Here is a 16,115-nt window from a genome sequence, read left to right as displayed (position 1 = left end):
GGGGAGGCTGTCATGAAGCCGCGTATCTGGTTAAAGCCGACCGCGCATGTCATCTTGCTGATCGGGTCCATCATCATGCTGTTTCCGTTCATCTGGTCGGTCTGCACGTCGCTCAAGAATGTCAATGAAGTATTCACCTATCCGCCTCGCTTCTTTGGCGAGGAACTAAAGTTTACGAATTATACGAATATGACGGACCGCTTCCCGATCATCCGATTTTTCTTCAATACGCTCAAAATTACCGTCATCGTCGTCGTCTTTCAGCTGATTACTAGCTCGATGGCCGGTTATGTGTTCGCGCGGCTGCGCTTCCGCTTCCGGGAAGGTCTATTCGGCCTGTATCTGGCGACATTGATGGTGCCGGCGCAAGTTACGATGATTCCGACTTTCCTGCTAATGAAATATTACGGGCTGCTGGACTCGCATTGGTCGTTGATTTTGCCGAGTCTTGTCTCGGCGTTCGGGACGTTCCTGCTGCGGCAATTTTTCTCCACCATTCCCGAGGCGCTGGAGGAAGCAGCCAAGATTGACGGCTGCACGCCATTCGGAATTTACTGGCGGATTTTTGTGCCGTTATCCAAGCCGGCGCTGGCGACCCTAGGTATATTCATCATGCTGGGGACGTGGAACGACTTCGTCAACCCGCTCGTCTTTATCAATTCGATGAGCAAGATGACGCTCACCCTGGGACTTGCTAATATGCAGGGGCTATATTCCACGGACTGGCCGGCCTTAATGGCGGCGACGGTCATCACCGTGCTGCCGATTCTGATCGTATTCTTAAGCGCTCAAGATATTTTCGTCCGCGGTGTTACGTTATCGGGGTTGAAGGAAGGGTAGTTTGGGGGATGACAAGGAATTGAAGGAGAAGGAGAGCAAACAATGACACCAAAGACGATGAAAACAACGACGGGAGCGCTGCGCGATATCCGCATTCAAGATCCGTTCTGGTCGGACTATATCCGGTTGATCCGGGAGGTCGTCATCCCCTATCAGTGGGAGGCGCTGAACGACCGTATCCCTGGCGTGGAGCCAAGCCATGCGATCAAGAACTTGCGCATTGCGGCAGGAGAAGACGAGGGGTCATTCTACGGGATGGTCTTCCAGGATAGCGACGTGGCCAAGTGGCTGGAAGCCGTCGCCTATTTGCTGGAGAGCGAGCCGAATGCCGACTTGCAGCAGGTGGCGGACGCCGTTGTCGACCTAATCGCCAAAGCGCAGCGCGAAGATGGATATTTGAACACGTATTACCAGTTAAAAGAGCCAGGCAACGAGTGGACAAATCTATGCGAATGTCATGAGCTGTACACGGCCGGTCATCTAATCGAAGGCGCGGTTGCCTACTGGCATGCGACCGGCAATGCGAAGATTCTCGACGTGGCCTGCAAGTTCGCGGATTATATCGGGAAGGTATTCGGCCCGGGACCTGGACAGATTCACGGCTATGACGGCCATCAAGAGATCGAGCTGGCGCTCGTGAGGCTCTACCGGGCGACGGGCGAAGAGCGCTACTTGCAGCTGAGCCGTTACTTCCTCGATGAGCGAGGCCGCTCTCCTTCCTTCTATGACCGGGAGCATGAGGCGCGAGGCCATACGCATCATTGGGAATCGGATTTCATGATCAAGAAGAAATCGTACAGCCAAGCGCACGCGCCGATAAGGGAACAGCAGACGGCCGAAGGGCATGCCGTACGTCTTGTGTACATGTGCGCGGCAATGACGGATATCGCGTTGGAGACTGGCGATGCGGGTTTGTTTGCGGCCTGCAGAACGCTATGGAACAATATCGTCACGAAGCAAATGTACGTCACCGGCGCGATCGGCGCGATGGCGCAGGAGGAATCGTTCACGCTCGATTATGATCTTCCGAGCGATACGGCCTATGCGGAGACATGCGCGTCCATCGGGTTAATCTTCTTCGCGCATCGGATGCTGCGCGCGGAACCGGACGGCAGGTACGCCGATGTTATGGAGCGCGCCTTGTACAACACGGTACTAGGCAGTATGTCCAGGGATGGAAAGCATTTCTTCTACGTCAATCCGCTGGAGGTATGGCCGAAGGCGTGCGGCGTCAATCATGTGTACGACCATGTCAAGACGGTCCGCCAAGGCTGGTTCGGATGCGCGTGCTGTCCGCCGAATGTCGCGCGCCTGCTCGCATCGCTTGGTCAGTATATATACACGATCGATGATTCTACAGTCTATACGCACCTCTATATCGGCGGTGAGACCGATCTTTTGGTTGGGGCCAATCGCTTTACGTTAGAGCAGTATTCCGAACTGCCATGGCAAGGGAACGTGCGGTTTGGCATCCGGACAGAAGCCGAGACGGGCGCGATGTTTACGCTGGCGCTGCGGGTTCCGTCCTGGTGCGATTCCTTGCAAATCTTCATTAATGATGTGCCGTGTATGCCAGTCATGCACAATGGTTATGCCCTTATCCGCCGTACGTGGCTGGACGGCGACCGAATCGACCTGAGCATGCCGATGGAGGTCATGCGTATGAAAGGCCATCCGCTGCTTCGCGAAACGAGCGGCAAAGTCGCGATTCAACGCGGGCCTCTCGTCTACTGCTTGGAAGAGGCGGACAACGGCGAGCACCTTCACCGATTATACGTCGGACCCGTCCAGGCGGCCGAAACGGCATTCGAGCAGGATGTGCTTGGAGGCGTTCAGGTGATCCGCATGGAAGTCTCGCGGCTGTCGGATCGGAACTGGGACGGCGAGCTGTACGCCTCGAACGTGGATTCGCTTTTCGAGCCGGCAACGGCGACGTTCATTCCTTATTACGCATGGGCCAATCGAGGAGAAGGCGAGATGGCGGTCTGGGTACGTGAGAAATAACGGCACATCGTAACGAGAATAACCTTGGTTCCGGCGATACGGACCGAGGTTATTTTTTTGAGCGATGGTCGTTTTTTAGAGATGAGCACGAGCATGAAGGCCAAATATACGACAATTATCCAAAGAAATTATAACTTCCGACTTTTAACCATTTGCTATATTAGAGATGTAAGCGGTGTCAAAAATGGATCGTACATGGAGGTGAAACGGCGAAGTTTAGGGATTTAACGGTTGACTACTATACGGAGGTGTTTAATGTGAAAAAAGCAATGATGTCGAGCGTGGCGGCCGTTATGTTAGGAAGCGCGCTATCTGTCACCCCCGCCCAAGCCGCTTCTAATTTGACGGTCGATTTATCCAGCGTCATCGGTCCGGTCACCCACGGCTCTGCAGGTTCCCTATATGGCGTCATCGAGAATCAGCCTGACAATAACCTCTTTCTTCCTTTACGCGCCAAAGCTTATATCAATCCGGCGGTCGCGGGCTATCAGCAGCCATGGGGCGCGGTTATTCCCGTCGCGCAGCGGTTGGCGCCATCCGGCAGCCAAGTTACGATCCGACTTGCCGATTGGTTTACGGGGTGGTATGACTATACGAATTTGACGGATTGGTTCAACAAGCTGACGACGACGGTCAATGACGTGAAGGCTGCGGGACTAACGAATGTATACGGGTATGAGTTGTGGAACGAGCCCGACGGCACCTGGAAAGGCAAATATGTCGGTACGATCGACTACAGCGACAGCTACGTCGAATATACCGTCAATGTTCCGACGACAAAGTCCTATGCCGTCACGATTCGGTTTGCGAACGGTACGGGCGCGGCATCCACGCATCAAGTGAGCGTCAATGGCGGTAACCCGGCAACGGTCTCATACCCGAGTACCGGCGGCTGGTTCAACTCAGGCGCGGCATCGACAATCACGCTGAATCTGAATTTGACGGCTGGCAGCAATAAAATTCGATTCAGCAAAGGGAGCGCCGGGTATGCGGAATTGGATTATATCGACGTAGCTGGAGGAAGCCCGGTCCGTTACGAGGCTGAGAACGGTACGGTTAACCATAGTGCCGTATTTAACGGCGGATATGCTTCTTCCAACATGTCCGGGAACCTGACTTTCCGCGAGTTTTTCAGCGAGACGTACAAGAAATTGAAGCAGTTGGATCCCTCGGTCAAAGCCATCGGCCCGTCTTTCGCCGGGTATTCGCACAGCGCCATGGTTGATTTTATGACTTATCAGAAAACGCAAAATACGCTCCCGGATATCACCTCGTGGCATCAACTGCTCAACGAAAATTTTACGGCCAACCACAACGATTACCGCGCAATCGAAACCTCGCTCGGGATTACGGCAAGACCGATCTCGATCAACGAGTATAGCGGTGCGGCTTGGCTAGAAGATGAAGGCAAGCCGGGCGTTGTCGCCCCGCTCATCGCCAAGTTCGAACGTCTAAAGGTCGACACGGCGATGCAAAGCTATTGGGATGTTCCGAATCCGGGCCGGTTAGGAACGCTGCTCGCCAACGGCACGCAGCGGAACGGCGGTTGGTGGTTTTACAAATGGTATGGCGATATGTCCGGCAATATGGTCAGCGTAACGCCTCCGAACGTGAACGATATTCTTGCGCTTGACGGGTTTGCCAACGTGGATGCGAACAAGAAATATGCCAGCGTCCTGTTTGGCGGGGTAACAGACGGGTCTGTCAATGCCGTCATCAAAAATTTCCCGTCGTTCTTCGGCACGAACGGGAGCAAGGTTCATGTACGGGTTGACTGGACGCCGTTCGTCCATCGAAGCGCGGTCGTCAATACGACCAAAACGCTGCTTGAAGGCGATTATACGATTAGCAACAATCAAATTACGATCCCGATGACGGGGCTGTACAACAATGATGGCTATCGTATTTCTATCACGCCGTATGGACAGGCGACCAACGTGTACGAAGCAGAAGATGCGGCGGTCAACAGAGCGAATATCGCTTCCGGAGGCGCGGCATCGGGCGGTAAATACGTCGCGCAGGTCGATCATAGCGACAGCTACGTCGATTTCTACGTCAAAGTCGCGACGAGCAAGAGCTACACGATGAGCATCCGGTATGCCAATGGAACCGGGGCGAACGCGACGCACAACTTGGCCTATAACGGCGGCGCATGGTCAACGGTTACCTACCCATCAACTGCCGGGTGGGGGCAATTCGGAACGGTGAACGTGAGCGTGAATCTCACGGCCGGCGACAATATCATCCGGTTGGCCAAAGGAAGCACAGGGTACGCGGAGCTGGACAGCATTACGATCAACTAGCGAAAGAATGAGCACGAGAGTCGAAAGTCGCCGGAAACTCCTGGCGGCTTTTGGTTTCATAACGAAATCGTCGGTCATTTATTTAGTCAGAGAAAAGATTCCCGTCAAAGCCGGTGACATAATCCAGTATACTGTAATGCTTTGGAGAAAGCGGGAAAATAGAGACGGCGCAAAATTTTACACCTTCCCACCATGATTATCCATTTCATGCGAAAGTCCTCCCGTGATACATTTTGTATACGTTTTCATCGTCTAATATTGGGGGCAACGAATATGAAAAATCAGCGTAAACTTGCGCTGCTGGCGTTATCCGTGGTCATGCTGTCTGGTGAGTGCTTGTCCGGCCAGGCGGTATTCGCTGCCGAGACCGATACGAAGTCGCTTACCGATGCATCCAAGGTGCTGGCGCTGGCGTTCGAGGATAATGTGCAGGATAGCTCGGGCAAAGGCAACAACGGCACCCTGCAAGGAATCGACTATTCCTATATTGCAGGGGTTAATGGCGGGAAGGCGCTTAAGTTGAGCGGCAATACATACGTCGACCTGGGCAAGAGCGGCACCCTGCAGCCGTCCGATCTGACCGTCTCGTTCTGGTTTAAGCCCAACGAGAAGATGACCGGCGAGCAGATGCTCATGTGGAACAAAACAGTCTGGTACAGCGACGGCTGGTATTTAAGCTCGGAGAATGACGGCAAACCGTTGGCGATCTCGCTCGGCTCATCGGATGCGAATAAGCAGCCTTACAAGGTGAGCGTGAACGGGAACCGGGCAGACTTTTTCCCGATCGACCAGTGGACGCATGTGGCCATTACTTACGACAACAAGACGAAGAGCGTGAAAGTCTACCGCAACGGCATCAAGCAGGCGACGACGATCGATTATGGCATCGGCGCTGACGGCGCGGACGGCATAATCACGGCAGATGATGCGACGCAGAAGTCGCTCGGCTACAACGGCCCGCAATATAACGGCGCTTATGGCAGGTACGCGCTCGACAATTTCGAGATTTACAACACAACAGCCTCCTACGCCGATATTATCTCGCTGTATGAAGCGCAGTCAGGCACCGTCTTCGATTATGCCCAAATCGCGCAAGCTGACGCGGATGCCTTGACCTTGCCAGAGCAGACGATCGGCCACCTGACACTGCCGGCAGTGGGCTTGTCAGAATCCGCGATTGAGTGGTCCTCCAGTAACGAGACGATCATTAATTCAAGGGGGCAGGTGCTGCGTCCGGATGAAGGCGAGCAAGATGCGACGGTGACGCTGACCGCCAAGGTGACCTTCGGCTCGACGACCGCGACGAGAACCTTCCAAGTGCTGGTGCCTGCCAAGCGCGCATCCGATTCGCTGCAACATGTCCCGATGGAGAACGTTACCTTGACCGACGAGTATTACATCAATGCCTATAACAAAGACGTCGAATATCTGCTCTCCCTGCAGGCCGACCGCCTCTTAAGCGCGTTCCGTTCGACGAGCGGGCTTACCCCGAAAGCGCCGGTCTATGACGGCTGGGAGAACACGGAGATCCGCGGCCATACGCTTGGTCACTACTTGTCTGCGATCTCGATGGCCTATGTGAATGCAAAGGGCGAGACGAGAACGAAGCTGAAGGAGCGGATCGATTATATTATCGACGAGCTAGCGGCTTCCCAAGAGGCGAACGGCAACGGCTATGTCTCGGCATTCCCAACCTCGTTCCTGGATCGGGTGGAGAACGGTCAAGCGGTGTGGGTGCCTTGGTACACGATCCACAAGGTTCTTGCCGGTCTCGTCAGCGCAGCGGAATACAGCGACAACGATAAGGCGCTAGGAGTAGCGGAGAAGCTCGGCGAATACATTTATTCCAGAACCTCCAAATGGAACGAAGCCACGAAGGCAAGAGTGCTCAGCGTAGAATATGGCGGCATGAACGATGCGCTGTACGATCTGTTCGCGCTGACGGGCAATGACCATATTCTGCGGGCAGCCGAGAAGTTCGACGAGCTGGCACTGTTCGACCAGTTGTACAACAATGTCGATATTCTGAACGGCAAGCATGCGAATACGACGATTCCGAAGGTAATCGGGGCCCTGAAGCGCTATCAGGTGCTGGGCGAACCGGAGGACCAAGAATACTACCTGCAGGTGGCGAAAAATTTCTTCAAGATGGTCGTGGATCATCATACGTATATTACCGGCGGCAACAGCGAGAATGAGCATTTTGGCCCCGCGGATTCGCTCGATGCGGAGCGCACGAACGTCAATAACGAGACGTGCAATGTGTACAATATGCTGAAGCTTGCCCGCGAGCTGTTTAAGATTACGAAGGACCCCCAGTACGCCGACTATTATGAGAACGCCTTCACGAATGCGATCATGGCGTCGCAGAACCCGGAGACGGGCATGACGATGTATTTCCAGCCGATGGACACCGGCTATTTCAAAGTATTCAGCAGCGAATTTTTCCACTTCTGGTGCTGCACCGGAACCGGAATGGAGAATTTTGCGAAACTGAACGACAGCATTTATTTCACGGGAAGAAATAGCATCTATGTGAATACTTACGTATCCTCTGTACTGGATCTGAAGGACAAGAACATCAAGCTTACGCAGCAATCCCATCTGCCAAACACGGGCGCACGGGAAGATGCTTCGGGTATTGTGAGCTTCAAAGTCAATACGACGGGTGAGACCGATACGGCGCTACGGTTCCGTATTCCGGACTGGGCGAAGACGAATCCATCCGTTAAGGTCAACGGCACGGCGGTGACGGATTACACCGTAGAAGGCGGCTATATCGTACTTGCGCGGCAGTGGACGGACGGCATGAACATCGAGCTGGATTTCCCCATGGAGGTTGTTGCCTACGATCTGCCGGACAACCCGGATGTAATCGCCTTCAAATACGGTCCGGTCGTTCTAAGCGCCGGACTTGGCACGAACAATATGACGACAAGCCCGCACGGCATCAACGTATTGAAGCCGAACTCGGATAACGCAACTCGCGACTATATTACGGTCACGGGCGGTAATCTCGACGAGTGGCGAGCGAATATGACGAACAACCTGGTGAAGACCGAAGGCAAGCTCGAGTTTACGCTCAAAGGGACGGATGCGGATGGTGGGTTGCTGACGTTTACGCCGCATTTTGAAAGGTATGAGGATCGGTATGGCATCTATTTCGAGCTGATCACGACCGATTCGGCAGGATATCAGAAGTCGATTCTGGATGCGAAGGAAGCAGGACGTACAGAAGCGAACAGCATCAGCTTCGTCATTGTGGCTAATGACCAGTATGAGCTGGCGGCGAACCGTCAGACGGTCAATTCTACGGTAGGCGTCTATAACGGCAAATCTTACCGCGATGCGTTGGCTGGCGGCTGGTTCAGCTATGATATGGAGGTTACGCCCGGTGTTCCCAACTACCTGTTCAGTACGTACTACAGCGGGGATGCGGGACGGAGCTTCGATATCTATGTGGATGACACGAAGCTGCTCACCGAGAAGATTGAGAACAAGAAGCCTGGCGATTTCTACAATCAGACCCGGCTCATCACACAGTCGCTGGTGGACGCAAGTCGCACGAAAGTCGTGACGGAGACCGACGGAGGAGGCAATCAAGTGGAACGGACCGTTCACTATGTGACCGTGAAGTTCGCCAGCAGCGGCGGCCTCGTCGGCGGGCTGTTCGATATCTTTCGCGTCGTTACGAGCTACGGCACGAATGCGAACCTGAAGCAGCTTGCTTTCGATACCGGCACGCTGTCGGAAGCGTTCGATCCGGAAGTGACCGAATATGTGCTGACCGTTCCGGCAACTGCAACCTCCGTCAAGCTGACTGCTGCGCCGACGGACGAGTACGGCCTCATCTACGATGGCAATATTCTGATCAATGACAAAGTCAGCCGCTCGATCGCGCTTACCGGAGATACGACAGAGCTGGTGCTGACGTCCAAAGCCGAGGATCATACGACATCGAAGCAGTATAAGGTGCATATTGTCCGAAGCGGCGAAGTGTCGGAAAGCCCAGTGACGCTAACAGGTCCGGCGAGCGTTGCGGTCAATGCGCTGTTCGAGTTAAAGCTGTCACTCAAGGGAGCCGCTGAAGCCGGATTAGCGCAGGACTTTACCGTGCATTATGATACGGACAAAGTGGAATATATTGCGGCAGAGTCGCTGCGTGACGGCTACCGAATCGTGGAGTCGGCGCAGAAGCCGGGAGAAGTTCGTTTCTTGGCCGTCAATCTGGAGGAGGGAGAGGAAGCTGCACATTCGGCTGATCTCGTGAAGCTGCAGTTCAAGGTGAAGGAAGCGGGCGTGAACCACACCAGCAGCGTGACGCTGTCCGACATCCTATTCGCAGATGAAACCGGCGCGGAGACGGTCATCGCAAACCCAACCGCCTATACGTTCCAGATTACCTCTACGATATCGCGAGCCGAGCTCAATGAGGCCATTGTGAGTGCTAAAGCACTCCACGATACTGCGGTGGAAGGAACGGTCCCAGGCCAATATCCGGCCGGTTCCAAGGCCGCGCTGCTCGCCGCTATTAACGAGGCGAACGTGGTATTTGGCAGCACTGGCGCAACGCAAGCGCAGATCAACGAAGCGCTGGAGAAATTGACGACAGCTGTTCAGACGTTCCGCACGCTCGTCATCAAGCCTGTCTCAGGCGACATCAACGGCGACAGCCGCGTACGCGTCAGCGATCTGGCCATTATAGCCGCTCATTACGGCATGACCTCGGCTGATCCGCAGTGGAACACGTACAAGTCCGCCGATTCGAACAACGATGGTGTGATCGATATTGTCGACCTTGTTGCATTGGCGAAATTGATTTTGGCCGAGTAACACGCATCAGAAGCCTCTCCTTGTCATGAATGCAGGCATTGCCTGCACTGGCACCGAGAGGTTTTTTTGGTATTGGTGTCGTTTGTGGGAAGAATGCGGTTGCAGCTCCATTCTTCATGAGTGGGAAACAGCCGAATTATTGGGTTTGATATAGCACTTGCAGCGTTGTATCTCGTTCTACAAGTTTTTTTTTAAAGCAATTGACAGGATCTTAGGGAATATTGCGGATGTCTGGGGACCAAGGCGCTGCCGGCAACGTTTCTATTCGATGCCGATCAGAAAGGGGTTCAAATCGTGGGGGGAGTTGGAGGCGATGACGGAATTGAAGTTATCAAATTTGATCAAAGAAAATTGAAGAAACCCTTCCGGTTGGATATTGTCCAGCCGGAAGGGTCCGCATTTTTCTGTTTACGCTTTTACTTAGCTAGATATTCGACGAACCTTACAAAGATAGCCGCTACTTCGGCGCGGGTGGCGGTGACTTTGGGGTCCAAGAAGTTGTCCGGCTTGCCTAATACGATGCCGATGCCCCGCAGCGCCTGAACGGCCTCCGACGCCCATGAGCTGATCTCACTCTCGTCTGCGAAGAACTTGGACTTAGATTGGCTTTCAGGTATCTCATAGCCCTTGTACTTCATGTAGTTGTACAGGATCACCAGCATCTGCTCGCGCGACATCAGTGAATTGGGGTCAAACAGGTCAGCGTTTATACCGTTGACTATGCCGCTTTCGGCCGCCCACTCGACTGCAGACGTGTACCACTGCCCGTCCGTCACGTCGCTGAAGCGGGAACTCGTGTAGGCGGAGCGGTCTATGTTCTCAAGATTGGCCAGTACCTGCACGAACATCGCGCGCGTCATTGAGGTGCCCGGCGAGAACGTCGTGGACGTCGTGCCGTTGAAAAGACCGTATGTGTAGGCGGAGTTTACGTAGCTGTAGTACCAGTCGCCCGAGTTGACATCCTTGTAAGGATTGCCCGATCTCACGAGGAAGCCCAGCGGGGTGTCGTCATCGAACACAAGCTCCGTACCCTCATGGATGTTCAGCGACATGCCGTTGTCTAAGCCGACACTCGCGCCGCCCGGTCCTACCACAACCGCACCGCCGCTCTGTATTTTCGAGCCGTTGTGGATATCCACCTGGTTGCCGCTTAGCAGGTTCACATGCGCGTCTCCGCCGCCCACGGTGACCGTACCGTCGTCCGCTATCGTCGAGCCGCCCGGAATGGTTACTGTGCTGTTGCTGCCGGGTAGCGTCACTTCGGCGCTCTTGTCCGCCGGAATGGTCACCTTATCGTTCGCGTCTATCGTTGTGCCTTCGGGTACCTTAATCTTCGTCCCGCCCTTGGTCGCAATCTCGCCGCCGCCGGGTAGAGTGATGCTGCCGTTGTTGTCTGTGATCGCGGGCTTATCCTTAGGTGTATTCACGGTGTAGTTCGACTTCGACAATACAGCGTTTGTCCCTGTGCTCGTATTGCCGCTGTTGCTAGGAATGGGCACAACAGGGGGCGTCGTCGGCTTCGTCGGCGTAGCCGTTGCACTGCTCTCCGCGCCTTCGCCCTTCGCATTTACCGCGACGATCTTGAAGGTATAGGCTTGGTCGTTTGTCAGGCCCGTGAAGGCATATTTGGTCTCCGCCGCACCCAGTGTGACGGGCGTCACGTTGCCGTACCAGACCTTGTAACCCGATATCGCGCTGCCGCCGTCGTCAGTCGGAGCAGTCCAGCTCAAAGAGACCTGTCCGTCGCCCGCCGTCGTCTTGAAGCCGACCGGGGCACCGGGCCCGTCCGTTTTTCTCTGCGCGAACATCCAATCAAAGACGTCTGTGTAGTCATTGTTCCAAGCCGGCAAGTTAGAGGACTGCGCCGTGGGAGCTATGCTCCAAGTCCCCATCGTGATCTGGTTGTACAGAACCGCAGCTTCAACCTCGTGCGCGATATAATCAGCCAGGACAGGTGTGTTGGCCGGATTCGGCCTCTGACTCGGCTGATCATATTGATTGTAGGGCCACGTAAGAGCCTCATTGCTCTCAAAGCGCGAAGCCCTCGCATTGACCATTTTCGGCATATTGGTGTTTATGAAGTTCGTGAGGTTAGTCTGGTATACGCCGACGTTATGAGCATTGATAAACATCCAATAGGCCAGTTTGGCGTGAGCGTCGTTGGTGCTCGCGTTCGGTGATCCGTTTACCGGAGACATAGGTGCGGCGGCCGCGAAGAAGCCGGGGTAGTCGTTAACTAAGGTGTTCGTATATCGGCCGCCCCATGAGAAGCCCGCCGCGTAAATACGGTTAGGGTCTACTGCGCCGCTGGCAACCAGGTCGTCTATAACCTTCTTAACATTGGCCGTAGCGGGAGTAGATACGCCATTATAGGAAATATTCAGGATATGGCTGGCGTATTTTTCGGGATTTTCTTTCATTTTTTTCATGAGAGCGACCGAGCCGTTGGCGGATTTCATGGCCGCTTTGGGATCTGTTGCAGCGTTTGTGCCGCCGCGTGACATGCCGTGGGTATAGACATATAGCGGCAATCGTTGCACCACATTACCGTTGCCATCCTTGTGAAGGTAGAGCGCGCGATTGACCGAATCGCCCGCGGGTGTTGTAAACTTGTCGAGGATCGGGTTCACAACGTTGTCCTGTTCAAAAACCACGTTGCGAAGCGGACTCCCATCTGTTAGTAGGATCTTGTCGTTCTGGACGATGTTGTAAACCTGCTTTGTCGAGTTACTGCTGCCATCCAGCGTTATATTGCCGCCGCTCTCTGAATAAAACTCAAACTCAACTACGATGTAACGGCCGCTTGTCAGCCCTTCCTGATAATCCGGTGAATGGCTTACCGTCCCCAGATAGCCGCGTACCTTTGGTTCGTCGTTGGCGTATACCCTTGTGATCTTTCGCGTCCCTTCAAAGGTCGCCGAGTCGCCGCTGAGGGTCGTGTTCCTAGCCGAGACGGTAAACAAACCCGGTTTAAGCGCGGAGCCCAACGCCGCCTTCCCATCGCCTAAGTCAATGATGACGGCCGTCGTGTACTCGCCACGGGCGAAGTTGTCATTCCATACGATAAAGGGAAGCTGCTTCGCGTCCGGATCGTTTTTGAATGTCACGTGAATGGCATGGTCAGCCTCAACATTTAGAAAGGTATAAGCGCCAGCAGTTAAAGTCACGGCCTCGCCGTCTACCGTTACGGTATCCACGATTTTGCCTTGATTGGGGGTAAACGTAAATTGTTTGCTTGAGCCCTTAGCTAGTCTCAGAACATCGCCGGGCGGGTCCGGCGTTATTGTACCGCCCGGTCCCGCCGTGGCGGTGATTGAGAATCTGGTGTCCGCTTCATTGGCTGAAGTGAGCTGCAGGCTGTCTGTAAATGAAGCATCGCTGGAATAACCCGCGTCCGGAACTCCGAAAGAGGAAACGACTTCATAGCGATCACCGCCCTTTTCCGTCGAGTTATTGATATAGACCTCAAAGGTAAGCTTGCCTTCCTGTAAGGTCAAGGTTCCTTTGGGTATTCTCATCTCCACGATATATCCTGTATCCGTGATCTGGGTCCACGCAGCTCTGCCAGGAGCGGACTGCCCTGAAAATACGCCCGTCGCGCTGACGCGCCATTGGTTTGAGCCTCCGGATCCGTTGCCGACATAAAACTCCAGGCTGTCGTACTGGTAATCTCCGCCGGCTCCCTGATATAGATTGCTGTCCTTCACAACTACGCGGGCATACAGGTAGTCGTGGTCCCAAAGGATTCTGGCTGTGCCCATGGCATGGGGTCTGGGGTCGTCGGGTACCGTGCTTTTGCTGATGGGATGTTCCATTGTCAAGGCCCACAGTGGGTCGTCTGACCCGAGTTCGGGAGTGCCGAAAATGGCGGTCGGCGTTTCATTCGCCTGCAAGGTTGTAAGAGTTGTAGAACTGAGGTCGCCATCACGTGCTTCTGCGTACTTAATGTTGTCAGAGGCGGCGGCAAAGCTGGCAGGCACTAGGGACGCCACCATTACCAAGCAACAGAGGAACGCGAGCACTCTGCCAAATCGTTTGGGCATCAATAAAAATCCTCCTTTTTTTCGATCCGGTAGGCCCACGGCTTACCCGCATCGTATTCGGACATATTGTCAATTTGACATACGCCCAACTATATGGTGTGGTATATTTACCAAGCTTTCAACCTGTCAAAATATAGAATCTACTGTATTGCAGAATATCGATTTGGTGATTGTCTAAAGGAGCTTGACGGGGTATTTGAGATTGATTTACCTAGGTTGATTAATGGGGATATTCATGGGAAGCTCCTATCTGTGAAGTAGTTAAACTGAAGAATGAGAAACAGTAAGGGATCGAAGCAAAGAGAAGTTTACTTTACAACAGAGTGCACGGTATGGATAAAGAAGTATCTGGCCAGCCATGAGGACTCCTGTAAAGCCTTATTTGTTACCGATACCCATCCAATAAAGCGAATGGCCATACCTACGATTAGGTGGACATTAAAACGGCTTGCAGATCGTGGAGAGATTGAAGCAAATGTATACCCACATCGCCTTCGGCATACCTATGCGTGCCAACTCCTTGACAACGGTGCTCCACTGGATTTCATACAAGGATTAGGAAAGGGCAGCAGCAACCGCGACTGGACTACCTGTTGTGAAGGGCAGAATTTTTTGAATAATCGAGCCGTCGCTGAGTTGATCCAGAAGCCCGATATTAAGGTTTCTTTTTGGATTGCATTAGATATATGGTATACTAGAGGGAGATGAATGACCGGGAGTGATGAAGTGTTATGGCCAAGAAAATAGACCATGAGACAGTCATCCAGTTAAAAAGTATTTTGGGAAAGTTAAATTTAAGTAACCAGAAAATACTTCTTGATCTTCAAAATGAAACGCTTGAAGTTCAAGAAGATGACGCGGGGATCGAAGACCTATTGGAAGCCGCCGGGACGCTGTCGCCTGAACGGGCAAATGAGTTAATGCTTGATGTGAGAAATGCACGCGAGGAATGGAATAGATGATTGCGAAGATAGCAGGATCGTTGCGAAGGACTGAAAGAGAGCAAGGACGTAAACTAAAAACGCCTGATGCGCTTATTATTGCTTCAGCGATGAATGAAGACTTATGTCTTGTTTCAAGAGACCATGATATGAAATTTGCGAGAGAAAAGTTGAATATTAGCGTAATTCCCCTTTGAAATCCCGTATTCGCTTTTTGAATATGGGGTTTTTGATTATTCGGTGTATTGGCGGTTGGTTTGCTCGGGGGCTGTAAAGCTTTTTGTGTAAACCCTCTAGAAGCAAAATACTAACGCAAATAATGACCGATTCGGTCGGGGAAAGAGACGGAGAGCTGGAGGAGCGTTTGCTCCCAGTTTTGTACACGCCCTGTCCATTTGCGAGTGACATCCATTGTTGCTAAGTAGAGCATTTTCAGCAGCGCTTCGTCGCTTAGGAAAATGCTTTTTCCTTTGGTGATCTTGCGAAGCTGGCGATGGTAGCTCTCAATCGCCTGCTTTTAAACAGCCTGACCTACATTCGACATTATCAGGGGGTAAGCAAAGGCCCATGTCTGTCTATCTCATGGTTCATTCCGGGTAGTGGTCGTCTACATGTATCAGTCATATCATGCATACACGATGACTATGTCGCTTGCAGCGTAGTATCTCGTTCTATAAAATATGTATTTATAAGAGGCCGTCTCAAAAGGGTTGAAGTAAGTGACTCCTAACTTGCGAATGGCCTCCAATTGCACAAAAAATGGCGTTACAGGGTCTTATCCCTGTGACGCCATTTGCCATTTTCGGTCCACTGCGGCTTTCTTCAACAAATTATGGGCGAGCGAAAGCCACCCGACCTCCAGGTTCACTTTTGGCAAGCCGCGAAGCAGGAATCTTCGGAATCCCCGGTTGTTCTTCATCTGTCCAAATACGCTTTCGGGTTCATGCATCCGCCGAACCGAGAGCGCGTAGCCTTCTTCGCTCTTCAAACGCTCACGTGCCTGTTGTTTGTAGCGAAGATAGTCCAGGCTCACTTTAATCTCACGATCACCAGCTGCCTTTGTGCAGTTTACCTTGAGTGGGCATCCTTCGCAGCTAGCACTGCGGTAATGGCGATGGCGAAGTTCATAACCGCTTTCCGTACGTTCTTTG

General features: G+C 53.1%; 8 protein-coding genes and 1 pseudogene. 6 read left to right on the top strand and 3 right to left on the bottom strand.

What is annotated here, in order from left to right; all coding sequences use genetic code 11:
- Window positions 1–12 precede the first annotated feature (12 nt).
- The 4 genes from BCM02_RS04975 (at window position 13) to BCM02_RS04960 (ending at window position 9,980) form a co-directional block, all read left to right on the top strand.
- Window positions 13–840, top strand: coding sequence for a carbohydrate ABC transporter permease (locus BCM02_RS04975; RefSeq protein WP_148927982.1), 828 nt, complete (start codon window positions 13–15; stop codon window positions 838–840).
- A gap of 42 nt (window positions 841–882) precedes the next feature.
- Entirely contained in the window at window positions 883–2,844 is a 1,962-nt protein-coding gene (locus tag BCM02_RS04970; protein ID WP_148927981.1) for a glycoside hydrolase family 127 protein, read from the top strand.
- Between the two features lie 257 nt (window positions 2,845–3,101).
- On the top strand, window positions 3,102–5,147 hold the full coding sequence (locus BCM02_RS04965) for a carbohydrate-binding protein (RefSeq protein ID WP_148927980.1): 2,046 nt from the start codon (window positions 3,102–3,104) through the stop codon (window positions 5,145–5,147).
- A 273-nt stretch (window positions 5,148–5,420) separates the two neighbouring features.
- Window positions 5,421–9,980, top strand: a complete 4,560-nt coding sequence (locus tag BCM02_RS04960) for a beta-L-arabinofuranosidase domain-containing protein (RefSeq protein WP_187434036.1) — start codon at window positions 5,421–5,423, stop codon at window positions 9,978–9,980.
- A gap of 416 nt (window positions 9,981–10,396) precedes the next feature.
- On the opposite strand, the gene BCM02_RS04955 is transcribed toward BCM02_RS04960, so the two are convergent.
- Entirely contained in the window at window positions 10,397–14,023 is a 3,627-nt protein-coding gene (locus BCM02_RS04955; RefSeq protein ID WP_148927978.1) for an S-layer homology domain-containing protein, read from the bottom strand.
- Window positions 14,024–14,296: 273 nt separating this feature from the next.
- Between BCM02_RS04955 and BCM02_RS35845 the strand changes: the two genes are divergently transcribed.
- The gene (locus BCM02_RS35845; protein ID WP_246183226.1) at window positions 14,297–14,731 is read left to right on the top strand and encodes a tyrosine-type recombinase/integrase; all 435 of its coding nucleotides are present in this window, start codon (window positions 14,297–14,299) and stop codon (window positions 14,729–14,731) included.
- Between the two features lie 23 nt (window positions 14,732–14,754).
- Window positions 14,755–14,985 carry a hypothetical protein gene (locus BCM02_RS04940; RefSeq protein WP_148927977.1) on the top strand — a complete coding sequence of 77 codons (231 nt, stop codon included), beginning with the start codon at window positions 14,755–14,757 and terminating at the stop codon, window positions 14,983–14,985.
- A gap of 286 nt (window positions 14,986–15,271) precedes the next feature.
- Here the strand turns inward: BCM02_RS04940 and BCM02_RS35840 are convergent.
- Window positions 15,272–15,472: pseudogene (locus BCM02_RS35840) on the bottom strand (IS256 family transposase); the annotation flags it as partial.
- Window positions 15,473–15,739: 267 nt separating this feature from the next.
- The coding region (locus BCM02_RS04930) for a transposase (RefSeq protein WP_187434035.1) at window positions 15,740–16,115 on the bottom strand (376 nt) is incomplete at its 5' end.

Origin of the sequence: Paenibacillus methanolicus, assembly GCF_008124765.1 — a bacterium.
Lineage (GTDB): Bacteria > Bacillota > Bacilli > Paenibacillales > Paenibacillaceae > Paenibacillus_Z > Paenibacillus_Z methanolicus.
This window is presented reverse-complemented; position numbering and strand designations above follow the sequence as displayed.